At 66.5% G+C, this 22,788-nt stretch carries 18 protein-coding genes; 6 read left to right on the forward strand and 12 right to left on the reverse strand.

Translation table 11 applies throughout. The features are described 5' to 3' along the window. Positions 1–102: 102 nt before the first annotated feature. Positions 103–324, forward strand: coding sequence for a VF530 family protein (locus JZZ72_RS07225; protein ID WP_043862005.1), 222 nt, complete (start codon positions 103–105; stop codon positions 322–324). Between the two features lie 25 nt (positions 325–349). Then, entirely contained in the window at positions 350–988 is a 639-nt protein-coding gene (locus JZZ72_RS07230; protein WP_376787183.1) for a Pr6Pr family membrane protein, read from the forward strand. A 10-nt stretch (positions 989–998) separates the two neighbouring features. On the opposite strand, the gene JZZ72_RS07235 is transcribed toward JZZ72_RS07230, so the two are convergent. The 3 genes from JZZ72_RS07235 to JZZ72_RS07245 form a co-directional block, all read right to left on the reverse strand. Continuing rightward, complete coding sequence (locus JZZ72_RS07235) at positions 999–1,763, reverse strand: siderophore-interacting protein (RefSeq protein ID WP_210014232.1); 765 nt, start codon at positions 1,761–1,763, stop codon at positions 999–1,001. Beyond that, the gene (locus tag JZZ72_RS07240) at positions 1,760–2,332 is read right to left on the reverse strand and encodes a PadR family transcriptional regulator (RefSeq protein ID WP_210014233.1); all 573 of its coding nucleotides are present in this window, start codon (positions 2,330–2,332) and stop codon (positions 1,760–1,762) included. Before JZZ72_RS07240 ends, JZZ72_RS07235 begins: the two co-directional genes overlap by 4 nt. Before the next feature lie 166 nt (positions 2,333–2,498). Continuing rightward, positions 2,499–5,645, reverse strand: a complete 3,147-nt coding sequence (locus JZZ72_RS07245; protein ID WP_043862001.1) for a transglycosylase domain-containing protein — start codon at positions 5,643–5,645, stop codon at positions 2,499–2,501. A gap of 439 nt (positions 5,646–6,084) precedes the next feature. On the opposite strand from JZZ72_RS07245, the gene JZZ72_RS07250 reads away from it, so the two are divergent. Next, the gene (locus JZZ72_RS07250; RefSeq protein WP_043862000.1) at positions 6,085–7,509 is read left to right on the forward strand and encodes an amino acid permease; all 1,425 of its coding nucleotides are present in this window, start codon (positions 6,085–6,087) and stop codon (positions 7,507–7,509) included. 96 nt (positions 7,510–7,605) lie between these two features. Here the strand turns inward: JZZ72_RS07250 and JZZ72_RS07255 are convergent, their stop codons facing one another. Continuing rightward, positions 7,606–9,222, reverse strand: a complete 1,617-nt coding sequence (locus JZZ72_RS07255; RefSeq protein ID WP_054914757.1) for an FMN-binding glutamate synthase family protein — start codon at positions 9,220–9,222, stop codon at positions 7,606–7,608. 130 nt (positions 9,223–9,352) lie between these two features. After that, the gene (locus tag JZZ72_RS07260) at positions 9,353–13,621 is read right to left on the reverse strand and encodes a DEAD/DEAH box helicase (RefSeq protein WP_210014234.1); all 4,269 of its coding nucleotides are present in this window, start codon (positions 13,619–13,621) and stop codon (positions 9,353–9,355) included. A 202-nt stretch (positions 13,622–13,823) separates the two neighbouring features. On the opposite strand from JZZ72_RS07260, the gene JZZ72_RS07265 reads away from it, so the two are divergent. Together JZZ72_RS07265 and JZZ72_RS07270 are read left to right on the forward strand one after the other, a co-directional pair. Then, a complete protein-coding gene (locus JZZ72_RS07265; protein ID WP_043861997.1) occupies positions 13,824–14,231 on the forward strand; it encodes an NUDIX hydrolase in 408 nt (135 codons plus the stop codon). After that, positions 14,228–14,866 carry a LysE family translocator gene (locus tag JZZ72_RS07270; protein WP_054914755.1) on the forward strand — a complete coding sequence of 213 codons (639 nt, stop codon included), beginning with the start codon at positions 14,228–14,230 and terminating at the stop codon, positions 14,864–14,866. The genes JZZ72_RS07265 and JZZ72_RS07270 overlap by 4 nt, the downstream gene beginning before the upstream one ends. An 18-nt stretch (positions 14,867–14,884) precedes the next feature. On the opposite strand, the gene metR is transcribed toward JZZ72_RS07270, so the two are convergent. After that, on the reverse strand, positions 14,885–15,802 hold the full coding sequence (gene metR, locus JZZ72_RS07275) for a transcriptional regulator MetR (protein ID WP_043861995.1): 918 nt from the start codon (positions 15,800–15,802) through the stop codon (positions 14,885–14,887). 180 nt (positions 15,803–15,982) lie between these two features. On the opposite strand from metR, the gene JZZ72_RS07280 reads away from it, so the two are divergent. Continuing rightward, positions 15,983–16,975 carry an alpha/beta fold hydrolase gene (locus JZZ72_RS07280; RefSeq protein WP_210014235.1) on the forward strand — a complete coding sequence of 331 codons (993 nt, stop codon included), beginning with the start codon at positions 15,983–15,985 and terminating at the stop codon, positions 16,973–16,975. On the opposite strand, the gene JZZ72_RS07285 is transcribed toward JZZ72_RS07280, so the two are convergent. The 6 genes from JZZ72_RS07285 to JZZ72_RS07310 all read right to left on the reverse strand — a co-directional run bounded on the left by JZZ72_RS07285 (position 16,972) and on the right by JZZ72_RS07310 (position 22,764). After that, complete coding sequence (locus JZZ72_RS07285) at positions 16,972–17,298, reverse strand: GlpM family protein (protein ID WP_173925076.1); 327 nt, start codon at positions 17,296–17,298, stop codon at positions 16,972–16,974. The two genes, JZZ72_RS07280 and JZZ72_RS07285, sit on opposite strands and share 4 nt — an antisense overlap. 21 nt (positions 17,299–17,319) lie before the next feature. After that, on the reverse strand, positions 17,320–18,645 hold the full coding sequence (gene aauR / locus JZZ72_RS07290) for a two-component response regulator AauR (protein WP_043861992.1): 1,326 nt from the start codon (positions 18,643–18,645) through the stop codon (positions 17,320–17,322). Beyond that, on the reverse strand, positions 18,642–20,549 hold the full coding sequence (gene aauS / locus JZZ72_RS07295) for a two-component sensor histidine kinase AauS (RefSeq protein ID WP_210014236.1): 1,908 nt from the start codon (positions 20,547–20,549) through the stop codon (positions 18,642–18,644). Before aauS ends, aauR begins: the two co-directional genes overlap by 4 nt. Positions 20,550–20,615: 66 nt before the next feature. Continuing rightward, the gene (locus tag JZZ72_RS07300) at positions 20,616–21,350 is read right to left on the reverse strand and encodes an amino acid ABC transporter ATP-binding protein (protein WP_043861990.1); all 735 of its coding nucleotides are present in this window, start codon (positions 21,348–21,350) and stop codon (positions 20,616–20,618) included. Next, the gene (locus JZZ72_RS07305; RefSeq protein ID WP_043861989.1) at positions 21,347–22,018 is read right to left on the reverse strand and encodes an ABC transporter permease subunit; all 672 of its coding nucleotides are present in this window, start codon (positions 22,016–22,018) and stop codon (positions 21,347–21,349) included. Before JZZ72_RS07305 ends, JZZ72_RS07300 begins: the two co-directional genes overlap by 4 nt. Beyond that, positions 22,018–22,764, reverse strand: coding sequence for an amino acid ABC transporter permease (locus tag JZZ72_RS07310; protein ID WP_043861988.1), 747 nt, complete (start codon positions 22,762–22,764; stop codon positions 22,018–22,020). Before JZZ72_RS07310 ends, JZZ72_RS07305 begins: the two co-directional genes overlap by 1 nt. Positions 22,765–22,788: the final 24 nt, after the last annotated feature.

Below are 22,788 nucleotides of genomic sequence, written 5' to 3' on the forward strand. Positions count from 1 at the left end.
GAATCACCTCAGGTGCCCTTGATCGAGAAAGGCCGCACCAGGTGCTGACGCGCCGCCGCACCTGGGCTAAGGTGCGCACCTTCGTTTGGCTGGAGCACAGGCATGACTGCCGCTGACAACAACCCGCTGCATGGCGTGACACTGGAACAGATCCTCACCGCGCTGGTGGCGCACTACCAATGGGAAGGGCTGGCGCAGCGCATCGATATCCGCTGCTTCAAGAGTGACCCGAGCATCAAGTCGAGCCTGACCTTCCTGCGCAAGACGCCCTGGGCGCGGGAGAAGGTCGAGCGCCTGTACCTGAAGCTGCAACGCGGTCGCTGAGCCGATGCCGGTGGCTGACCGTCGCATGGGCATCGGCCTGCTGGCGGGCCTTGGCTGGGCGGCGTTGACCATCCAGCTGTATCTGGTGCTGCTGGCGCGCTGGCAGGATCAGGCCAGCCTGCTGGGCGGGCTGGTGAATCTGTTCGGTTATTTCACGGTGTTGAGCAATACCCTGGTGGCCACGGTGCTGACCCAGGCGGCCTTTGGCCGTGAATCGGCGGCGCGGCGCTGGTGGCTGTCGCCTTGGGTGAGTTCCGGGGTGGCGGTGAGCATCGTGTTCGTGGCGCTGGCCTACAGCCTGTTGCTGCGTCACCTGTGGCAACCGCAGGGCTGGCAGTGGCTGGCCGATGAGCTGCTGCACGACGTGATGCCGGCGGCCTATGCGCTGTACTGGTGGTGGTGCGTGCCCAAGGGGCAGTTGCGTTTCACCCACCTGCTGGGCTGGCTGGTGTATCCGCTGGGGTACTTTGGGTATGTGCTGGCGCGCGGTCACGGTATCGGTTTCTATCCGTACCCGTTCGTCGATGTGGCGAGCCTGGGCTATGCGCAGGTGCTGCTCAATGCGCTGGCCATGCTGGGGGGCTTCATTCTGGTCGGCGTGCTGCTGATCGTCCTCGACCGCTGGCAGGGCAGGCGCCTGGCACGGGCCCAGGCGCAACCCTGAAGGTCGACGCTTATTCCTCGTCGTTGGGGTCCAGTCGCCAGTAGGCGGCCGCCTTGAGGTACGCCTCGTTAACGCCTTTCTCTTCCAGCAGCAGGCTCTTGGCCTTGCGCGTCAGCGCCTTTTCCAGGGCAACCCAGGCGTACAGCGTGCCCGACGGCAGGCTCAGGTCGCGCAACACCTGCAGCACGTCCTGCTGGTGGCGCCGTACCCAGATCACCTCGACCTGCGCCGCGCTGGGCAGCGGCTGGCGTTCCTGGTCGTCCTCGATTTCGATCACCGCCAGCACCTTGCGTCCGGCTGGCAACTCTTCGAGCCGGCGGCCGATGGCCGGGATGGCGGTTTCATCGCCCACCAGCAGGTAGCTGTCGAAGATGTCCGGCACCACCAGCGAGGCGCGTGGCCCGGCGATATGCAGGTAATGGCCGGGTTCGGCCTGGGCCGCCCAGGTGGAGGCGGGGCCGTCGCCGTGCAGCACGAAGTCCAGGTCCAGCTCGCCGGCGGCCAGGTCGATGCGCCGCGGGGTGTACTCGCGCATGGTCGGTCGCACGTCGGTGGCGCCGGGGTTGTCCAGGGCCACCTGTTCTGCGGGGGAGCAGGCGAACATGAGTTTGACGTGGTCGTCGCTGCCGACGCTGAGAAAGCCCTGCAGCTCGGCGCCGCCGAGGGTGATGCGGCGCATGCGCGGGGTCAGCTCGGTCACGCGCAGTACCTGCAGGCTGCGGCGCTTGATCTCGTGGTTGACGCGATGGATCGAAAGGTTGGGGCTGTCCGTCATTCGGAAGTCTCCTGGGTGGGGGTTGCCGGGCCGGCAACGATGGCTTTTGCGGTGTCGTTGAGCAGGGTGCGTACCCGCTCGATCTCTGCGGGGTTCCAGCGCCCGGCATGGATCTGCAGGGCATGGCGCAGGTTGTGGACGGCTTCGTGGATTTCCGGCGGACGGTCGTGCACGCGCATCGAGCGCTTGCTCACCTCGATGCGCGTGCGCACGCCGTCCAGGGCGATGGCCTGGTCGACCAGCGACTGGCGCCCGGCGTCGGTGACGCTGTAGAGCTTCTTGCTGCCGTGGATTTCGCCGCTGATCAGCTCGCTCTCTTCGAGAAAGGTCAGGGTCGGGTAGATCACGCCGGGGCTGGGGCTGTAGCCGCCGTCGAACTCGGCCTCGATCTGGCGGATCAGGTCGTAGCCGTGGCCGGGCTTTTCCGAAAGCATGGCCAGCAGCAGCAACTTGAGATCGCCGGGGGCGAACACGCGGGGGCCACGGTCGCCGCGTTCACGGCCGTGCCGGCGCTCGAAGCCGTCATGGCGCTCGCCGCTGTCGCGGTGGGGTGGGTGATGGTCACGCATGGACTGTCTCCTGTCTGCGTTTCGATGTATCTAAAGATATTACTCAAGATATATCTTAACGCAAGACATGGAGATGATTATTTTTCGCATTTAGCGCTGATCTGTTTCGCCGGCAAGGCCGGCTCCTGCACGCAAGCGTGTGGTTGCTGCAGGCGGGCGAATGGCGTCAGGGCGTCGAAAGGTCTTGCGTTGCCACCAGCGGCGGCGTGCACAACGTGTTGCCCCCCGGCTGCAGGTATGGCAGCAGTATCGGCGCCATGCCCTTGAGCACCTGCACCGGCAACGCCGAGGTGAACTTGAATGCCTCGGCCGCGCGCCCCGGCACGAACGCCGTCAAGGTGCCGAAATGGTTGTCGCCCAGAAAGAACACGAACGTCGCGGTGCGGTTCAACGAACGCGAACCGATCAGCCGCCCGCCAGCACCGAAGCTCTCGATGCGGTTGTCCCCGGTGCCGGTCTTGCCGCCCATGGTCAGCAGGGTGCCATCGGGCAGCTTGAAGCTCCCCGACACCCGTCGTGCCGTACCGGCGTCCACCACCTGCGACATGGCCCCGCGCAGGGCCCGCGCCACTTCCACCGACAGCACCCGCTGGCCCCGGTCCGGGTCACCGGCCAGGCGCAGTTCATAGGGCGTGTCGGCGGCGAAGTGCAGGGTGTCGATACGCAGCACCGGAAGGCGCACGCCGTCGTTCTGGATGATGCCCACCAGTTCGGCCAGCGCCGCCGGGCGGTCGCCCGAGCTGCCGATGGCGGTGGCCAGCGATGGCACCAGGTGATCGAACGGGTAGCCCACGCGCTTCCAGCGCTGGTGAATGTCGAGGAACGCCTCGATCTCGACCATGGTACGGATACGGCTGTCACGGGCGCCCTTGTGCCGGCTCTTGAACAGCCAGCTGTAGACTTCCTGGCGTTCGAAATGGCTGGCCAGCACCGCGTCCTGAAAGCTTGCGGTGGGGTTCTTCAGCAGGTAGCCCAGCAGCCACAGGTCCAGCGGGTGCACCCGGGCGATGTAGCCCTGGTCGGGCAGGTCGTAGGTGCCCGGGCCGTAGGCGGCATACAGGCCTTCCAGACGCTGGTCGGTCAGTTGGTCCTTTTTCAGTGGTGGCCGCTTGGCCGCCCCTGGCTCGGCCTTCATGTGCGCGCGCACGAAGGCGTTGAAGGTGGCCTGGTCGGCCTCGGGGAACAGGTAGCGGTGCACGGCGGCCAGGCGGATCGGCGTGACCCGCAGGCTGTCGAGAAAGGTGTCCAGGCGTTCCTGGGAGGTCTTGCGCTGGTACTTCTTCCAGAACCGGCGCATGAAGTCGGTGCCCTCGCGGTCGGCGAAGCGGGCAAGGTACTCCTGGCGCCGCGGCTCGGCATCGTCCTTGAGCAACTTGCCGCTGTTGCCCGGTGCCGAATAGGTGCTGTAGCGCACCAGGTCGCGCATCAGGCGAATGAAGGGCAGGTTGATCGACTCGCGCAGGGCATCCTTGAGGGTCGGCATGCGGCCGTTGTCCTCGCGGCGAAAGTTGTTGAACACATGCATGCCGCCGCCGGTGAAAAAGGCTTCGCCGGGGCTGGCCGAATACTTGCGCTCCAGCGCCGCGTCGAGCATCGCGGTGATGTTGCGGTCCTTGTTGCGGGCCAGGTAATCCAGGGCCCAGCGGCTGATGAAGTCGGTGTCGGCCACCTCCACCTTGCTCAACTGGGCCGGGGTCATGTCGACGTACTTGTCGTGCAGCTCGGCGATGATTTCCAGGTACTGGGTCAGCACCCGCAACTTGGCGGTGGAGCCCAGCTCAAGCTTGCTGCCCTCGTTGATGTCGAACGGCTGGTCGGTGCTGTCGGTCTGTACCCGTACCCGCGAGCCGTCGGCGGTGCGTTCCAGCAGGGTGAAGCTGTAGCGCACCTGGGTGGTGCTGGTGGGGGTCAGCAGGCGTTCGCCAATCAGCCCCATCTGCGCCGCAAAGGCCGGGTCGGCGAGGCTCTTGAGGTACTCGCTGACCTGCCCCTGCAGGTCGGCCTGCAGCGTGCTGGTGGCCGACAGGTCGAGGCGGTCCAGGTCGTACAGCGGGCGCCCCAGCGCCGACGACAAGCGGCTGCGGGCCACGCTGATGCCCTTGTTGGTGACGATGGGCACGATGGTCGGCTGCGCCACCCAGTCGCGAAACACCACCTTGCTTGCCAGCGCGGCATCGGCCAGCGGGCGGTCGATGATGTTGTTGGCGGCCAGCAGGCGCACGTGGCTGTCGGTGAGGGTGGCCAGTTCGTTGCGACCCTTGGACAGAAAGTGCGACGGGCGGCGCTGGGCGATCATCAGCGACAGCACCTGGCGCAGTGCCAGGCCACGCGCGGCCAGGCTGGCCGGGTCGCTGTCGGTACTGGCCAGGGTCTTGTTGACCTCGGCAAAGTCGGCGCCGTACCACACCCGCAGGCCCTCGGCCATGCCGTGCACTTCGCCGTGGCCGGGCACCGCTGACAGCGGCACGCTGTTGAGGTAGTCGCGCACGATGCGCTGGCGTGCGCCCAGGGTCTGCGGCCCGTCCTGGTAGGCGCGCACGCTGGCCGAAATCATCTGGCGCAGTTTCTCGCTGCCCGACACCGTGAGGCCATCGGGGGAGTGGCGGTATTTTTCCAGCTGCGTGGCCAGCGTGCTGCCGCCGGCCGACTGGCCGGGCAGGGCCAGGTGCTTGGCGACCTGACTGTAGGCGGCCATGGCGAAGCGCGGCCAGTCCACCGCCGGGTTGCTGCGCGGATCGGCGGGGTCGAGCAGGTCGCGGTTCTCGATGAACAGCAGGCTGTGCACGATCACCGGCGGGATCGAGGCGAAATCCGGGTAAAGGTGCTGCGGGTAATGGAACTGGTACAGCGCGTCGCCCTTGCAGTCGGTGATCGACAGGCCGGCCTGGATCTTCTCGGCATAGGGCACGAAGAACCCGTGCTGCACATAGTTCATCAGCGCCGGCGAAAAACGCGCCTGCTCGACGATCACGTAATCGCGCTTGAACAGCCGCGGCAGGAACTCGCCCAGCGCGCTGTAGCCCAGGCGCTTGTCGAACGGGCCTTCGCCCGGGTAGATGACGGCATCGCTGGGGCCCTTGTGCATCGAATAGCTCAGGGTGGCGGCGAACTGGCTGAACTCGCGCGCCTGCAGGCGCGAGGTGTGCATTTCACGGGCGATCGCCAGGCCCAGCAGTACCAGGGCCCCCAGCACCAGCAGGCCGAACAGCCACCAGCCATAGCGCCGGCGGGGACGTTTGGGCAATGCGGGAGTATCCGGTTGTTCTGCGGCAGCCTGCGTCTTGTCTGGTTCCGTTTGCCACTGTGCGCCCATAGTGTTCAGCCCGGCTGCGTATGTTCGTCTCGCTTGCCTGAAGCTTAGACGCTGGTCGCAATTGATGAAAAATTTGTGGGTTGCCAGCGGCAGGTTCGCCAATCACGGCGCGAACATGCGCCTTTGGTGCAAGGTTGTGTTGCCCCGTTTTGGTGCTATGTTAGCCGCCCGGTTGACACCCGCACGGCCAAGCGCGGGAAATGCCACTCCGAATAAGCGGTAATTGCCGAGAGTTCTCGCCAAATATCGGGGTTTATATAGTGAAAAGCCCTGTAGCGGCCTTCCTATACTGCTCGCCCCTTTCGCTCGGCCGGTGCTCCGCGCACCGGTCGACGTGCTTGCCCACAAGGTGAGCCCGGCGCGGCGAAACAGCAGCCTATCGGCGCTGTACAGCCTGCACGAAGGGTTATATCCAATAACAAAATGAGGTTGTATTCCTATGCCAGTCGGCAACCACCCTTCTCATGGTGAGACCGCCCAGGGCGGCCCACTCAAGCGGGAACTCGGCGAACGTCACATTCGCCTGATGGCGCTGGGCGCCTGTATCGGTGTCGGGCTGTTCCTCGGTTCGGCCAAGGCCATCGAAATGGCCGGGCCGGCGATCATGCTGTCCTACATCATCGGCGGCCTGGCGATCCTGGTGATCATGCGCGCGCTGGGCGAGATGGCCGTGCACAACCCGGTGGCCGGGTCCTTCAGCCGCTACGCACAAGACTACCTGGGCCCGCTGGCGGGCTTTCTGACCGGCTGGAACTACTGGTTCCTGTGGCTGGTGACCTGTGTCGCCGAGATCACCGCGGTGGCCATCTACATGGGCATCTGGTTCCCGGACGTACCGCGCTGGATCTGGGCGCTGGCGGCGCTGGGCAGCATGGGCGCGATCAACCTGGTGGCGGTGAAGGCCTTCGGCGAGTTCGAGTTCTGGTTCGCCCTGATCAAGATCGTGACCATCATCGCCATGGTGCTGGGCGGCATCGGCGTGATCGCCTTCGGCTTCGGCAACGACGGTGTGGCGCTGGGCATCTCCAACCTGTGGAGTCACGGCGGCTTCATGCCCAACGGCGTGACCGGCGTGCTGATGTCGCTGCAGATGGTGATGTTCGCCTACCTGGGCGTGGAGATGATCGGCCTTACCGCCGGTGAAGCGCGCAACCCGCAAAAGACCATCCCGCAGGCCATCGGCTCGGTGTTCTGGCGCATCCTGCTGTTCTACGTCGGCGCGCTGTTCGTGATCCTGTCGCTGTACCCGTGGAACGAGATCGGCAGCCAGGGCAGCCCGTTCGTGATGACCTTCGAGCGCCTGGGCATCAAGACCGCAGCCGGCATCATCAACTTCGTGGTGATCACCGCGGCGCTGTCGTCGTGCAACGGCGGTATCTTCAGTACCGGGCGCATGCTCTACAGCCTGGCGCAGAACGGCCAGGCCCCGGCCAGCTTTGCGCGCACCTCGCGCAACGGCGTGCCGCGCAATGCACTGCTGCTGTCGATCGGCGCGCTGCTGCTGGGCGTGCTGGCCAACTACCTGGTACCTGAAAAGGTCTTCGTGTGGGTGACCTCGATCGCCACCTTCGGCGCGATCTGGACCTGGGTGATGATCCTGCTGGCGCAACTGCGCTTTCGCGCCGGGCTGAGCCAGGCCGAACGGGCCGCGCTCAAGTACCGCATGTGGCTGTGGCCGCTGAGTTCCTACCTGGCCCTGGCGTTCCTGATCCTGGTGGTCGGCCTGATGGCCTACTTCGAGGAAACCCGCGTGGCGCTGTTCATCGGCCCGGCGTTCCTGGTAATGCTGACGGTGCTGTACCACGTGTTCAAGCTGGCGCCCAAGGGCGACAGTGAAGCAGTGGCGGCATCCAGCGCATCCTGATGTACACAACCCCGGCCCAGGCCGAGGTTTTTGTGTGGCTGTACTGCCCCTTCGCCGGCAATGCCGGCTCCTGCAGGTGAGGAGTCGGCGACGTCGTTACGCCGCTTCGGCGTTGGGCTCGAAACTGTCTGCCCGCGCCATCTGCCACATCCGCGAGTAGAACTCGCCGTTCACCTCGCCGGTAAGCAGTTCACCCGGCTTGAGGAACACGTGCAGCTGCGAGAACAGCTTGATCTCGGTGGCCGACATGCGCCGCACCAGGTGCTTGGCCTCCAGCTGCGAGGGGTGATCCAGCCCGGCGGCGGCGAGCATCTCGGCCAGCGCCTTGAGCGTGTTGCGGTGGAAGCTGAACACCCGCTGCGCCTTGTCCGGCACCACCAGCGCCCGCTGGCGCAGGCCGTCCTGGGTGGCCACGCCGGTCGGGCACTTGTTGGTATGGCAGCTTTGCGACTGGATGCAGCCGATGGCGAACATGAAGCCGCGCGCCGAGTTGGCCCAGTCGGCACCGATGGCCAGCACGCTGGCGATATCGAACGCACTGACGATCTTGCCGCTGGCGCCCAGCTTGATCTTGTCGCGCAGGTTCAGCCCCACCAGGGTGTTGTGCACGAACAGCAGCCCTTCGCGCAGCGGCACGCCGATGTGGTCGGTGAACTCCACCGGCGCGGCGCCGGTGCCGCCTTCCTTGCCGTCGACCACGATGAAGTCGGGCAGGATGCCGGTCTCGAGCATGGCCTTGGCAATGCCCATGAACTCCCACGGGTGGCCCAGGCAGAACTTGAAGCCGACCGGCTTGCCGCCGGACAGCTCGCGCAGCTGGGCAATGAACTGCATCAGCTCGATGGGGGTGGAGAACGCGCTGTGGCGCGACGGCGAGATGCAGTCTTCGCCCATCATGATGCCGCGGGTGTCGGCGATTTCCTGGGTCACCTTGTGCTTGGGCAGGATCCCGCCGTGGCCGGGCTTGGCGCCCTGGCTCATCTTGATTTCGATCATGCGCACCTGCGGGCTGCTGGCCTGCTGCGCGAAGCGCTCGGGGTCGAAGCGACCGTCCGAGGTGCGGCAGCCGAAGTAGCCGCTGCCCAGTTCCCAGGTCAGGTCGCCGCCATGTTCGCGATGGTAGGGGCTGATGCTGCCCTCGCCGGTGTCATGCGCGAAGTTGCCAAGCTTGGCACCCTGGTTGAGGGCGCGAATGGCGTTGGCGCTGAGCGAGCCGAAACTCATGGCCGAGATGTTGAACACCGAGGCCGAATAGGGCTGGGTGCACTGCGGGCCGCCGACGATCACCCGAAAGCTCTCGGGGTCGCTGAGCGGTGCCGGGCGCATGGAGTGGCCGATGAACTCGAAGCCCGACTGGTAGACGTCGATCAGGGTGCCGAACGGCTTGTCGGCGGTTTCGTTCTTGGCCCGCGAGTACACCAGCGAGCGCTGGGCGCGGGAGAAGGGCAGCGCATCGCTGTCGGATTCGAGCAGGTACTGGCGGATTTCCGGGCGGATGCCCTCCACCAGGTAACGGATATTGCCCAGGATCGGGTAGTTGCGCCGCACCGCATGGCGGCTCTGCAGCAGGTCGAACAGGCCCAGCAGGCTGAGCAGGCCGGTGACCAGGGTGAAGGGCCACAGCCAGTCGTGGTGCAGGAACGGCAGGCTGGCGAGGGTGAACACGACACACGCGGCGAAGAAGGCATAACGGCTGAGGAGGGAGAGGCTCATGCGGGTTCCTTTTGCAGGCAATCCAAGACCTTATATCGAATGGGGGATTGGATGCCAGTGAACCCATCAAGACAGCGTTGCGGCCTTCGCCGGCAATGCCGGCTCCTGCACACACCGCAAAGCTTCGGGATCAGTGATGGACATCGCGCACCACCCGCTCACGCAGCGCCGCATCCTCCTGCACCCAGTACTGCGCCTTGCCCGCCACCCGTGCCGCCACCGCCACGCCGTCGCGGTACACCACCCGGTTGCCGCTCACCGCTGCCACCTTGCTGCCGGGCAGCAAGGTGCCCACCAGGTTCAGCGGGTCGCTGGCACTCACCGCCACCAGGCTGCCATCCAGCGGGCGCCTGCGTACTTCGCGCAATACGCCGATGGCCTCGGGCAAGGCGAACTGTTCGCCGGCCAGCCCGCTGATGAAGCGACCGCCACGGATCTCGCCACGCGCCTCCAGGCGGTGCAACGTGCGCAGCAGGTCCCGCCAGCTCGGCAGCCAGTCGGCCTCGCGTTCGAGCAGCCGCCAGCACACCACGCCATAGCGGCGCAGCAAGGTCAGGGCCACCTGTTCCAGGGCGTCCTCGGCCGGCGTGCCGGCGCGGCGCAGCAATGCCCAGCGCCCGGCGTCCTCCATGCCGCCACTGAATGCCCCGCGACCACGCCGATGGCTGCGTGCCTGGCGCTTGCTGGCCGGGGTGATCAGTGCACGCAGGCCGGCAAAGCTGTCGGCACTGATCTGCCCGGCCGCCACCAGTTCCTGCAGGGCTGTCTCCAGCTCGCTGGGCAACAGGCGTGCCTCGTCGCGCAGTTCATCGAAAAACAGTGCGCCGTGCTCGCTGAGCGCGGCCAGTACACGTTGCGCGCGGGGCGACGGTGCCGGGGCGTCGTCGGTGGCGGCCAGTGCTCGCCACAACCCCAGCCGCGCCCGTGGCAGCAGCACGACAGGGGTGCTGCGCAGGGTACTGGCCGCAGCCTTGCCCGAAGGGGCCAGGCGAGCCCACACGAACTTGCCGGCCCGGCAGGCATCGTCCAGCCACTGCCCGCTGTAGTCGCGCAGCCGGCTCGGCAGCAGGTCGCTTTCCCAGGCCGAGGCCGCTGCGGCGAAGCCTTCCAGTTGGGTCAGCGCCTCGCCCAGCGCCGCCGGGCCCTCCAGCCGGGTGCCGGGCGAAAGGTGCTGCCAGTCGAACAGAAAGCGCATGAAGTCCTGCAGGCTGACCGGCTCGATTTCGCGGCGCAGGCGCTTGAGCGTGTAGCGGTGGATGCGCGCCAGCAGGTGGCGTTCGCACCATTGTTCAGGGGTGTGGCCCGGGCTGAAGTGCCCGCGCATCACATAGCCCTCCGCTTCCAGGCGCAGCATGGCCTGCTCGACCTGTGAGGGGCTCAAGCACAGCGGCGCGCCGATCTCGCTGCTGGTCAGCGGGCCGAAGCCGCTCAGGCGCGCGCGCAGCAGTTCCACGGCAGCACTGTCGGCATCGATGGGCTGATCGAACCCGGGCAATGGGGTGGGCGCCGCTTGCGGGTACAGCGCCAGCAGCCACGGCAGGCGTTCGCGGGCCAGCCACAGGCCGCCACCCTGCGGCAACTTCAGGTGGCAGGCGCGTGCGCCGGCGGCCAGTTGCTGCAGCCATGCCAGCCAGCCCGGGTTGGCCTGCACCTCGGCATCGCACACGGCCGCCAGGCTCATCAGTGCCTCGTGCATTTCGTCGGTGCCGCCTGGCAACGGCCAGGCCTCGGCACGCACTGCGGCAATCGCCTGCGGATCCAGTGCGCCCAGGTCGTCGGCACTTTGCGGGTCGCTCCAGCGCCGGTTGAGCACGGCCTGGGTGCGCCGCTCTTCCAGCGGTGCGTCATCGAGAAAGGCGTATGGACGTGCATTCAGGATCGCCGCCGCCAGGGGCGAAGGCGCCGGCAGGTCGCGGCAGATCAGGCGGATGCGCTTGTCTTCGATGCGCCGCAGCAGGTTCAGCCAGCCCTCGCAATCCATCGCCTCGTGCAGGCAGTCGTCGAGGGTCTGCTCCACCAGCGGGTGGTCGGGAATCTCGCGCTCGCCGACGATGTTTTCCAGGCACGCCAGTTGGTCGGGGAACACGGCAGCGGTGAGGTCTTCGCTTTTCATGCGCTGGATCTGCGGGGCGACCTTGCGCCCGCCGGCATAGCGCGGCAGTGCCAGCGACACCCCGGCGTTCCAGCGCCAGCGCACGCCGAACAGCGGCGCATCGAGCACGGCCTGGGTCAGCAGGTGCTCGGCACTGGCGCTGGAAATGTAGCGCCACACCTCTTCCAGGGCAAAACTGTGGCCGGCCGACAGCGACAGGATCAGCGCATCCTCGCTGGCTGCCGCCTGCAACTCGAAGTTGAAGGTGCGACAGAAGCGCTTGCGCAGTGCCAGCCCCCAGGCGCGGTTGATGCGGCTGCCGAAGGGCGAGTGGATGATCAGCTGGGTACCGCCGGACTCATCGAAAAAGCGCTCCATGATCAGCGTGTCCTGCGAGGGCAGGGCGCCGAGGGCCTGGCGGGTGCGGGCCAGGTAGTCGAGCAGTTGCTCGGCGCTGTCCGCGTTCAGCCCGAGCGTGGCGTGCAGCCAGGTCAGCAGCGGTTGCAGCTGGCCGCCGCTAATATCCAGGCGCTGGTCGATTTCGGCTTGCAGGCGTGCCACCGCGAAGGACAGCTCGTCGCTGCGCCCCGGCGCCTCGCCCAGCCAGAAGGGGATGGTCGGCGGTTGCCCGTGGGCATCCTCTACCCGTACCTTGCCGGCCTCCACGCGCAGGATGCGGTACGACGCGTTGCCCAGCTGGAAGATGTCGCCGGCGATGCTCTCCACCGCGAAGTCTTCGTTCACGCTGCCGATGTTCAAGGCCTGGGGTTCGAGCAGCACGCGGTAGTCGGCGTTGTCCGGTATCGCCCCGCCACTGGTCAGGGCAGCCAGCTGGCTGCCGCGCCTTCCACGCAACTGGGCACTGACCGCATCGCGGTGCAGGTACGCGCCGCGCACGCCCTGGCGCCCGCTGTAGCCTTCGGCGAGCATGCGCAGCAGGGCCTGGTAATGCGTCTGGTCGAGATTGGCGTAGGGCATCGCACAGGTGAGGCACGCAAACAGCGCCTGTTCGTCCCAGGGCTGGCAACTGACCTCGGCGACGATCTGCTGGGCCAGCACGTCCAGCGGTGCGTTGGGGATATGCAGCTCGTCCAGCTCGCCACGGCGCACGCAGTCGAGCAGGGCCACGCACTCGATCAGCTCGTCGCGGGTGGTGGCGAACACACGACCCTTGGGGGTGCCGTCCACCTGGTGGCCGGAGCGGCCAACCCTCTGCAGCAGCGCGGCAATCGAGCCAGGCGAGCCGATCTGGCACACCAGGTCGACCTCGCCGATGTCGATGCCCAGCTCCAGCGAGGCGGTGGCCACCAGCACCTGCAGCTCGCCGCGCTTGAGACGCTGCTCGGCGTCGAGGCGAAATTCCTTGGCCAGGCTGCCATGGTGCGCGGCCACCGCCTCGCGCCCCAGGCGCTCGCTCAGGTGGCGCGCCAGGCGCTCGGCCAGGCGCCGGGTGTTGACGAACACCAGGGTGGTGCGATGCTCGCGGGCCAGTTGCGCGAGGCGATCGTAGACCAGCTCCCACACATCGTTGGCCATCACCGCGCCCAGTGGCGCGCGCGGTACCTCGATGGCCAGGTCGCGCTGGCGCGCATGGCCGATATCCACCAGGGCGCAGGGGCGCTGATGGCCCACCAGGTACTGCGCCACCCGCTCGATCGGACGCTGGGTGGCCGACAGGCCGATGCGCCGCAGCGGGCGCTGGCACAGCGCCTGCAGGCGTTCCAGGCTCAACGCCAGGTGGCTGCCGCGCTTGTTGCCGGCCACGGCGTGGATCTCGTCGACGATTACCGTGTGCACCGAGGCCAGGCCCTGGCGCCCGGACGTCGAGCCGAGCAGCACGTACAGCGACTCGGGGGTGGTCACCAGGATATGCGGGGGCTGGCGGCGCATGGCCGCGCGTTCCTTCTGCGGGGTATCGCCGCTGCGCACTGCGGTGCGCAGGGTAGGGGTGGGCAGCCCGAGGGCGGCCAGTTCGGCGCTGATACCGGCCAGGGGGGCCTGCAGGTTGAGCTGGATGTCGTTGGACAGCGCCTTGAGCGGCGAGACGTACACCACCAGCGTCTGTTCGGGCAGCTCGCCGCCGGCTTGCAGGGCCTGGGTGAAGAGTTCGTCGAGGACCGCGAGGAACGCGGTGAGGGTCTTGCCGGAGCCGGTGGGGGCCGCCACCAGCAGCGATTGCCCGCTGCGGATCAGCGGCCACGCCTGGGCCTGGGCGGCGGTCACCGTGGCGAAACGGTGCTGGAACCAGGCACGGACGGCGGGGTGGAAGGCATCGAGTACCGGGTGATTGCGGGCGGGCAGGTTCATCAGCTGTTTATGCGGCCGTTGCGCCCTGGTTGCAAGGGGCTTTCGTCAGGCTGCTGCGGCCGCTTCGCCGGCAAGGCCGGCTCCTACAAGGAATGCGCCGAACCTGTGGGAGCCGGCCTTGCCGGCGAAGCGCTCAGCAAGATTGAAAGCCCTGCGCCAGCATGTGATCCTAGCGCGCCTTCCCCGCCACGAGCCGCCTACCATGAGCAAAACCATCCGTATCGCCGCTGCCCTGTTGCTCGATGCTCAGGGCCGTACCCTGTTGGTACGCAAGCGCGGCACCCTGGCCTTCATGCAGCCTGGCGGCAAGATCGAACCCCACGAGCAACCCGTCGATGCCCTGGCCCGCGAGCTGTTCGAAGAGCTGGGCCTGCGCATCGACCCGCAGCAGGCGCAGTACCTGGGCCAGTTCAGCGCACCGGCGGCCAACGAGCCGGGTTTCGAAGTGCAGGCCGAGCTGTTTCAGTTGCACACCGACCTGACGCTTGAACCCGCAGCGGAAATCGAGGAAGCCTGCTGGGTCGACGCCCACCAGGTGGATCACCTCGAACTGGCGCCGCTGACCCGCGACCTGATCCTGCCGCTGCACCTGCAACGGGCCGCGCAATGATCCCGCTGCACGAATGGCTGCTGTTCAGTGGCGCCGCGCTGCTGATGGTACTGACCCCCGGGCCGAACATGATCTACCTGATCTCGCGCTCGATCTGCCAGGGGCGCATGGCCGGCGTGACGTCGCTGATCGGTGTGGTGGGCGGGTTTCTGGTGCACATGACGGCCGCAGCTGTGGGCCTCACCGCGTTGTTCATGGCCGTGCCGCTGGGTTACGACCTGCTGCGCTGGGCCGGTGCCGGCTACTTGCTGTGGATGGCCTGGCAGGCGGTCAAGCCGGGTGCGCGCTCGCCGTTCGAGCCCCGTGAGCTGGCCCCGGATTCACCGGCGCGGCTGGTGACGATGGGGTTTCTGACCAGCGTGCTGAACCCCAAGGTGGCGGTGTTCTACCTGTCGGTGCTGCCGCAGTTCATTTCGCCCGAGCACGGCTCGGTGCTGGCGCAGAGCCTGACCCTGGGCCTGACCCAGATCGGCGTGAGCTTCACCGTGAACCTGCTGATCGCACTGTTCGCCGCCGGCCTGTCGGCCTGGTTCGCGCGCTACCCGCTGTGGCTGATGTTGCAGCGCTACGTGATGGGCTTTGTGCTGGCGGCCCTTGCGCTGCGCCTGGTGCAGGAACAACGCAAACTGGCTTGATGCTTGCCGCTTGAACCTTCAGCGCACTGCACTGACCCCATCTAGGGTCGAGAACGAGGTGTCCTTGGCGGTCAGCAGAAAGTCGCGCATGTACGGTGCATCGAGCATGTCGCTGCGCACTGCGGCGTACAGCGTGGCGAACAGGCCCTTTTCACCCAGGCGCTTGCCCTTCACGTAGCCGCGCGAGCTGTACTCGTGCAGGGCCCAGTGCGGCATGCCGCATACCCCGCGTCCGCTGGCCACCAACTGCATCATCATCACCGTCAGCTCGGCGGTGCGCACCTGCCCGGGCTCGATGTCGGCAGGCTCCAGAAAGCGCGTGAAGATGTCCAGGCGGTCGCGTTCCACCGGGTAGGTGATCAGGGTTTCCGTGGCCAGGTCCTGCGGCACCACGTAGGGCCTGGAGGCCAGTACGTGCTGGTTGGCCACCGCCAGCATCGCCTCGTAGGTGAACAGCGGCACGTAGGTGATACCGGTCAGCTCCAGCGGGTCGGAGGTCACCACCAGGTCCAGGTCGCCACGGGCCAGGGCCGGCAGCGGGGCGAAGGCGAAGCCCGAGGCCAGGTCCAGCTCCACCTCTGGCCAGGCATCGCGGAACTGGTCGATGGTGGGCATCAGCCACTGGAAGCAGCTGTGGCACTCGATGGCCATGTGCAGGCGCCCGGCAGTGCCGCCGGCCAGGCGCGCAATGTCCCGTTCGGCGCCGCGCAGCAGCGGCAGGGTGGCGTCGGCCAGTTGCAGCAGGCGCAGGCCGGCGCTGGTGAAGCGGATCGGCTTGGTCTTGCGGGTGAACAGCTGCATGCCCAGGCGTTCTTCGAGTTCCTTGAACTGGTGGGACAACGCCGACTGGGTCAGGTGCAGGCGCTCGGCGGCCTCCACCAGGCTGTCGGCTTCGCGCAGGGCGTGCAGGGTCTTGAGGTGGCGAATTTCCAGCACCAGGGTGCTCCATGAACAGAATTTGATGGATGAGACAATTCGTTGAGTTTGTCTCATGTTGACGATGCTGTCGACCGCCCGGCAGTTGTCATCAAACGGTCACCGATCTGTGGCAGCGCGCCGGCATGAACTTCATCAGACTCGCGCTTTACTGGCGAACTGCACTCTGGTGTTTCTTTCATGCGGGCAATCCTGTTTCTGGTGGCGCTGTGCAGCGCCTTTTCTTCGTTCGCGGCGCCTCGCTGCGACATCACTTCAGCTATCCGATACGCCGAGGCGGGGCCGGTCAGCCTGGCCTATCAGAGCATCGGGCGTGACAGCGACCCGGCCCTGCTGCTGGTCATGGGCCTGGGCGGCCAGTTGATCCACTGGCCCGACGAGGTGGTACTTGCGCTGTGCCAGCAGGGCTTCAGGGTGATCCGCTACGACAACCGCGACGTCGGCCTGTCGCGCTGGAACCAGCCCCCCGCCCAGGCCAACCTGACGGTCGAGGCGCTGCGCTACCGGCTCGGCCTGCCGGTGGCGGCGCCCTACAGCCTGAGCGACATGGCCGTTGACGGCCTGGCGCTGATGGATGCGCTGCACGCGCAGCGCTTTCATGTGCTGGGGGTGAGCATGGGTGGAATGATTGCCCAGCACCTGGCGGCGATGGCGCCCGAGCGGGTCGAGAGCCTGACCCTGATCATGTCCAGTTCGGGTGCACAGGGGCTGCCGGCGCCTGCGCCGGCGCTGATTCGGCAGTTGGCCCGGCGCGGTGCGCCGAATCGCCAGGTGGCCCTGGAGCAGCAGGCCGACCTGCTGGCCGCGCTGGGCAGCCCGCAGGTGCAGGATGATCGCCAGGCCCTGTTGCAGCAGGCCGCCACCGCCTACGACCGGGCCTTCAACCCCGAAGGCGTGCAGCGCCAGGTCATGGCCATACTTGCCGAGCCCAGCCGTGTCGAGCTGCTCGACAACCTGCGGGTACCGGCCTTGGTGGTGCACGGCACGGCCGACCCGCTGTTGCCGGTGATGCACGGCGTGCACCTGGCCGCGCACATCCAGGGCAGCCAGCTACGCCTGATACCGGGCCTGGCGCACCGCTTCCAGGAGCCGTTCAAGGCCCCGCTGCTGGCGGCGGTACTGCCTTACCTGAAGGCGCACCGCGAAGAGCTGGGCCATCTGGCCCAACGCTAGTGCAGGCGTACCCATACGCTGACCAGCACGGTGGCGGCGATCAGCCAGGCCACTGCCGCCAGCGCCAGTGACAGCTCCAGGCGCAGGCGGTCGACCAGCACGTACAGCGCGGCCAGGTACACGAAGTAGGGGATGATCGACCACATGCCGAACACGATGGTGGCCTTCAGATCCTCCAGCGAGCGGCCCTTGCCGATGATGTAGTGGGCAATCAGGGCAAAGGTGGGAAACAGCGGCACCAGCCCGGCCACGTAGTAATTGCGGGTCTTGGCCAGGGCCGCGATGATCAGCACCACCACGGCGCCCAGGCAGGCCTTGAGAATCATGTCCATCGAAACGCTCGCTCAGGCCAGGCCGTATTTTTTGACTTTGTCGAACAGGGTGGTCTTGGCCATGCCCAGCTCCTGGCTGGCCTGGCTGAGGTTGCCGCCGGTGCGCTGCAGGGCGTCGCTGAGCAGGTTGCGCTCGAAGGCCTCGACCGCCTCGGCAAAGCCCAGGCTTTGCGCCACATTGGCGCCGGCCTTCTTGAACGCCGGCAGGCCCAGGGCGTGGCGTTCGGCCACGTTGCGAAGCTCGCGCACGTTGCCCGGCCAGTCATGGGCCATCAGGCGCGACAGGGTCTGGCTGTCCAGCGGCGGTGCCTCGCGGTCGAAGCGCAGGGCCGACTGCTGCAGGAAGTGCTCGAACAGTTGCAGGATGTCTTCGCGGCGCTCGCGCAGCGGCGGCAGTTCCAGGGTCACCACGTTGAGGCGGTAGTACAGGTCGCTGCGAAACTGGCCGGTCTGGCCGAGGGCATCCAGGTCCGATTTGGTGGCGGCGATCACCCGGCAATCCACCGCAATGCTCTGGTTCGAACCCAGGCGTTCCAGGGTGCGCTCCTGCAACACGCGCAGCAGCTTGATCTGCAGGTTGAGCGGCATGCTCTCGACTTCGTCGAGAAACAGCGTGCCGCCGTTGGCGTGTTCGATCTTGCCGATGCGGCGCTTGCCGGCACCCGTGAAGGCGTTGGCTTCGTGGCCGAAGATTTCGGTCTCGAACAGGTTCTCCGGCAGGCCGCCGCAGTTCAACGCCACGAAGGGCTGGCTCTGGCGCCGGCTGAAGTCGTGCAGGCAGCGCGCGACCAGCTCCTTGCCGGTGCCGGTCTCGCCCTCGATCAGCACGTTGGCCGAGGTATCGGCGACGTTGGCGATCAGCTCGCGCAGGTTCTGCATGGCCGGCGAGCGGCCGATGATGCGCCCCTCCAGAGTGCTGCGCTCGGCCAGCTGGCGGCGCAGCGAGAACACTTCGCGGGCCAGGCCGCGCTGTTCCAGCGCCCGGCGCACCACATCCACCAGGCGCTCCGGCGAGAAGGGCTTTTCCATGAAGTCGTAGGCGCCGTTGCGCATGGCGCCCACGGCCATGTCGATGTCGCCGTGGCCGGTGATCAGCACCACCGGCAGGCTCTTGTCGCGGGCCTTGAGGCGGCTGAGCAGTTCCAGGCCATCGATGCCCGGCAGGCGGATATCGCTGACCACGATGCCGGCGAAATCATCGCCGATGCGCTCCAGTGCCTGTTCGGCACTGCCGACGCCTTCGCAGGCGATATCTTCCAGGGCCAGCGCCTGCTGGCACCCGAGCAACACATGCGGATCGTCTTCGACGATCAGGACGGTAAGGGGCGATGGGGTCATAGGGACTCGGCAGGTTCAGTGGGGGTATCGACCAGCGGCAGGCTGAGCACGAACGCGGTACCGCCGCTGGCGGGGTGTTCGACGTTCAGGGTACCGCCGGCTGCAGCGGCGAGGCTGGCCGACAGGGTCAGGCCCAGGCCCAGGCCGTGCTCGCCCGGTTTGGTGGTGAAAAACGGTTCGAACAGGTGCTTGCGCGCTTCATCGTCGATGCCATGGCCGTTGTCGCGCACGCGCAGGCGGTACTTGTCGCCCACCAGCTCGCCTTCGAGCCAGAGTTGCGGCAGCGGCACCGCGGCCATGGCATCCAGGGCGTTGCCGATCAGGTTGACCAGGATCTGCTCCAGGCGGGTCTGGTCGATGGTCAGTTGCTGGTCGGCGTACTCGAGGTGCAGTTTCAGGTGACAGCCCTCGATGCGCGCATTGAGCAGTTGCAGGGCGGCGGTCACGGCCTTTTCCAGCGAGGCCTGGCCACGGTCGTCGCCGCGCCGGGCGAACGAGCGCAGGCTGGCGGTGATACGGCCCATGCGGTCGATCAGTTCGTTCATGGTCAGCAGGTTGGCGCTGGCGGTTTCCAGCGCACCGCGCTGCAGAAAGCGCACGGTGTTGCCCGACAGGGTGCGCAGCGCCGCCAGCGGCTGGTTCAGCTCATGGGCGATGCTGGTCGACATCTGCCCGATGGCCGCCAGCTTGCCGGCCTGCACCAGTTCGTCCTGGGCATGGCGCAGGGTCTGCTCGGCGTGCCGGCGTTCGCGGATCTGGCCCTTGAGGCGTTCGTTGCTGGCACGCAGGTCGGCGGTGCGCTCGGCAATCTTGCGTTCGAGCTGGTTGTTGGCTTCTTCCAGCGCCTCGCGGGCGGCCAGGCGGGTGGCGATCACCTTGCGCCGCTCGTTCCAGGCTATCAGCAGGATCGCCAGCAGGGCGAAGGCCACGGCCACCAGCACGCCCTGGATCATCGATTCGTGGCGCAGGTCCTGCAGCGGGGTCAGCAGGGTGAAGTGCCAGGGCGTGTCGCTCAGGCGCCGGGTCTGGGCCAGGTAGGTGACCTTGCGGTTGCTGTCGCCCAGTTCGGCATTGGCCGGAAAGGTCAGCTTCTCGACCCCGTCGGCGAGCTTCTCGCGCGCCAGCGGCTGCAGTTCGTTGAGCGGGAACCAGTAGTACTGCAGGCTGCGCGCCAGGCGCTCCTTGATTTCCGGGGTCAGCGGGCGCACCGACTTCAGCCGCCGCGCCGGGTCGCTGGAGAGGATGATGATGCCGTTCTCGTCGCTGACGAAGGCTTCCAGGCGGGCTCGCTGCCAGCGCTCTTCGAGGGCTTCCAGGCGCACCTTGATCACCGCCACGCCGATGATCTTGCCGTGTTCTTCCAGGCCATGGGCCAGGTAGTAGCCAGGTTCGCCGGTGGTGCTGCCGATGCCGTAGAAGCGCCCGGGCTGGCCGCGCACGGCATTCTGGAAATAGGCACGGAACGAGAGGTCTTCGCCCAGGTAACTGTCGACGTCGCGCCAGTTGCTGGTGGCCTGCACCCGGCCGGTGGTGTCGAGCACATAGATGGCGCGGCTGCGGCTGCGCCGGTTGAGCCCTTCGAGGTATTCGTTGACCGCCTGGCGCTGGTCGCCATCGGTGGAGTTCAGCAGGCTGGAGACGCTGTCTTCGAGTTCCAGCAGGCTGGGCAGGTAGGTGTACTTGCTGATCTCGCTCTCGACCGCGCGGGCATGCAGTTCAAGCTGACGCTCGCCGGTCTCGCTGAGGGTGCGGATGCCGTTGTGCTCGCTGATCAGGTAGCCGACCACACCCAGGCCGATCATCAGCAGCAGGACCAGTGGGGGCAGGAACAGGTGGCGGATCAGGCGAGGTTTCACGGCAAGGTCAGGCTTGGCTGGGCGAAAGAGCGTGGGATCGCATTTCATCACAGTGGCCTTGTCACGACCAGCGCCCTCTGCCCGGCGTGGGCCGGGCAGGGGCACCGGGCGGCATCAGTGCTGCAGGATCTTGCTGAGGAAGTGCTGGGTACGCTCGTCGCGCACGCTCTGGTCACCGAAGAACTCTTCCTTGGTGCAGTCTTCGATGATGTTGCCCTTGTCCATGAAGATCACCCGGTTGGCCACTTTGCGCGCAAAGCCCATTTCGTGGGTCACGCACATCATGGTCATGCCTTCGTGGGCCAGTTGCACCATCACGTCGAGTACCTCGCTGACCATTTCCGGGTCCAGGGCCGAGGTGGGTTCGTCGAACAGCATCACGATCGGATCCATGGCCAGGGCGCGGGCGATGGCCACGCGCTGCTGCTGGCCGCCGGAGAGCTGGCCGGGGTGCTTGTGCGCATGGGCCGACAGGCCGACGCGCTCAAGCAGTTGCAGGCCCTTCTTGGTGGCTTCTTCCTTGCTGCGGCCCAGCACCTTGATCTGCGCGATGGTCAGGTTCTCGGTGATGGTCAGGTGCGGGAACAGTTCGAAGTGCTGGAACACCATGCCGACCCGCGAGCGCAGCTTGGGCAGGTTGGTCTTGGGGTCGGCGATCGAGGTGCCGTCGACCACGATGTCGCCCTTCTGGAACGGTTCCAGCGCGTTGACGCACTTGATCAGGGTGGACTTGCCCGAGCCAGACGGCCCGCACACCACCACCACTTCGCCTTTCTTGACCTCGGTGCTGCAGTCGGTCAGAACCTGGAAATCGCCGTACCACTTGTTGACGTTCTTGATGGAAATCATACGGTTATCCTTTTCTGCAGACGCTTGACCAGGAAGGAAGCGGAGAAGCTGATGACAAAGTACACGGCGCCGGCAAACAGCAGGAACTCGTTGGAGCGCCCGATGATGTCGCCACTGGCCCGTGCCGAGTTGAGGAAGTCCACCAGGCCCACGGTGTAGACCAGCGAGGTGTCCTGGAACAGGATGATGCTCTGCTGCAGCAGCAGCGGGGTCATCTTGCGAAATGCCTGGGGCAGGATGATCAGGCGCATGGTCTGCGCGTAGTTCATGCCCAGTGCCTGGGCAGCCGCCATCTGGCCCTTGGAGATCGACTGCACGCCGGCCCGCACGATTTCGCAGAAGTACGCCGCCTCGAACATCATGAATGCCACGACGCAGGAGGTGAATGCACCCACCGGGGTGTCTTCGCCGGTGATCCAGCGCAGCACGAACGGTACCGCCAGGTAGAACCAGGTGATCACCAGCAGCAGCGGGATGGAGCGAAAGTAGTTCACGTAGGCGCCGGCCAGGCGTGAAAGCAGCTTGCTCGACGACAACCGCATCAGTGCCAGCACGGTACCCAGCGCGATGCCGCCAATGATGCCCATGAGCATCAGTTGCAGGGTCATCTTCATGCCGTTCCACAGGCCCGGCAGGGCTGGCACGATTCCACTGAAATCCATGTCCATTATTTACCCCCCACGGAGATCAGGCCCGGCACCGCGACTTTCTTCTCGACCAGGCGCATCAGCAGCATCAGCCCCATGTTCAGGGTGAAGTAGATCAGCGTGGCCAGGGTGAAGGCCTCGAACAGGTTGGCCGAGAACTCGGCGGTCTGCTTGGTCTGTGCCAGCAGCTCCATCAGGCCGATCAGCGACGCCACCGAGGAGTTCTTGAACACGTTCAGGAATTCGGAGGTAAGCGGCGGAATGATGATCCGGTAGGCTTGCGGCAGCAGCACGTTGTTGTAGATCTGCGGCAGGCTGAAGCCCATGGCGCGGGCAGCGGCTTCCTGGCCACGGGGCAGCGCCTGGATGCCGGTGCGCACCTGCTCGCACACCCGTGCAGCGGTGAACAGCCCCAGGCAGATGACCACGCTGATCAGCGCCGAGGTGGTCGGGTTGAGGTCCTGCTTGTACCACTCCTGCAGGCCTTCGGGCAGCAGGTCGGGTACCAGGAAGTACCAGATGAACAGCTGCACCAGCAGCGGCACATTGCGAAACAGTTCCACGTAGCACGTGGCGATACCCGACACCAGACGGTTCGGTACGGTACGCATGACGCCGAGCACCGAGCCCAGCAGCAGCGCAATGATCCAGGCGGCAACGGCGATCAGGATGGTCCAGCCCAGGCCGGTGATATACCAGTCCAGGTAGGTCTCGCTGCCAACGCCGGTGGACTTGAAAAAAACGCCCCAGTCCCAGTTGTAATTCATCGGGGTCTCCCCTCAGATCGGTTG

This window comes from Pseudomonas palmensis (assembly GCF_017848315.1).
Lineage (GTDB): Bacteria > Pseudomonadota > Gammaproteobacteria > Pseudomonadales > Pseudomonadaceae > Aquipseudomonas > Aquipseudomonas palmensis.

Bases quoted from the DNA above. Each gene is read 5' to 3' on its own strand.
- JZZ72_RS07225 (WP_043862005.1), top strand. From the start codon at position 103: ATGACTGCCGCTGACAACAACCCGCTGCATGGCGTGACACTGGAACAG.
- JZZ72_RS07245 (WP_043862001.1), bottom strand. From the start codon at position 5,645: ATGGGCGCACAGTGGCAAACGGAACCAGACAAGACGCAGGCTGCCGCA.
- JZZ72_RS07270 (WP_054914755.1), top strand. From the start codon at position 14,228: ATGATCCCGCTGCACGAATGGCTGCTGTTCAGTGGCGCCGCGCTGCTG.
- JZZ72_RS07280 (WP_210014235.1), top strand. From the start codon at position 15,983: ATGCGGGCAATCCTGTTTCTGGTGGCGCTGTGCAGCGCCTTTTCTTCG.
- JZZ72_RS07300 (WP_043861990.1), bottom strand. From the start codon at position 21,350: ATGATTTCCATCAAGAACGTCAACAAGTGGTACGGCGATTTCCAGGTT.
- JZZ72_RS07305 (WP_043861989.1), bottom strand. From the start codon at position 22,018: ATGGACATGGATTTCAGTGGAATCGTGCCAGCCCTGCCGGGCCTGTGG.
- JZZ72_RS07235 (WP_210014232.1), bottom strand. From the start codon at position 1,763: ATGACGGACAGCCCCAACCTTTCGATCCATCGCGTCAACCACGAGATC.
- JZZ72_RS07255 (WP_054914757.1), bottom strand. From the start codon at position 9,222: ATGAGCCTCTCCCTCCTCAGCCGTTATGCCTTCTTCGCCGCGTGTGTC.
- aauS (WP_210014236.1), bottom strand. From the start codon at position 20,549: ATGAAATGCGATCCCACGCTCTTTCGCCCAGCCAAGCCTGACCTTGCC.
- JZZ72_RS07240 (WP_210014233.1), bottom strand. From the start codon at position 2,332: ATGCGTGACCATCACCCACCCCACCGCGACAGCGGCGAGCGCCATGAC.
- aauR (WP_043861992.1), bottom strand. From the start codon at position 18,645: ATGACCCCATCGCCCCTTACCGTCCTGATCGTCGAAGACGATCCGCAT.
- JZZ72_RS07310 (WP_043861988.1), bottom strand. From the start codon at position 22,764: ATGAATTACAACTGGGACTGGGGCGTTTTTTTCAAGTCCACCGGCGTT.
- JZZ72_RS07265 (WP_043861997.1), top strand. From the start codon at position 13,824: ATGAGCAAAACCATCCGTATCGCCGCTGCCCTGTTGCTCGATGCTCAG.
- JZZ72_RS07250 (WP_043862000.1), top strand. From the start codon at position 6,085: ATGCCAGTCGGCAACCACCCTTCTCATGGTGAGACCGCCCAGGGCGGC.
- JZZ72_RS07230 (WP_376787183.1), top strand. From the start codon at position 350: ATGGGCATCGGCCTGCTGGCGGGCCTTGGCTGGGCGGCGTTGACCATC.
- JZZ72_RS07260 (WP_210014234.1), bottom strand. From the start codon at position 13,621: ATGAACCTGCCCGCCCGCAATCACCCGGTACTCGATGCCTTCCACCCC.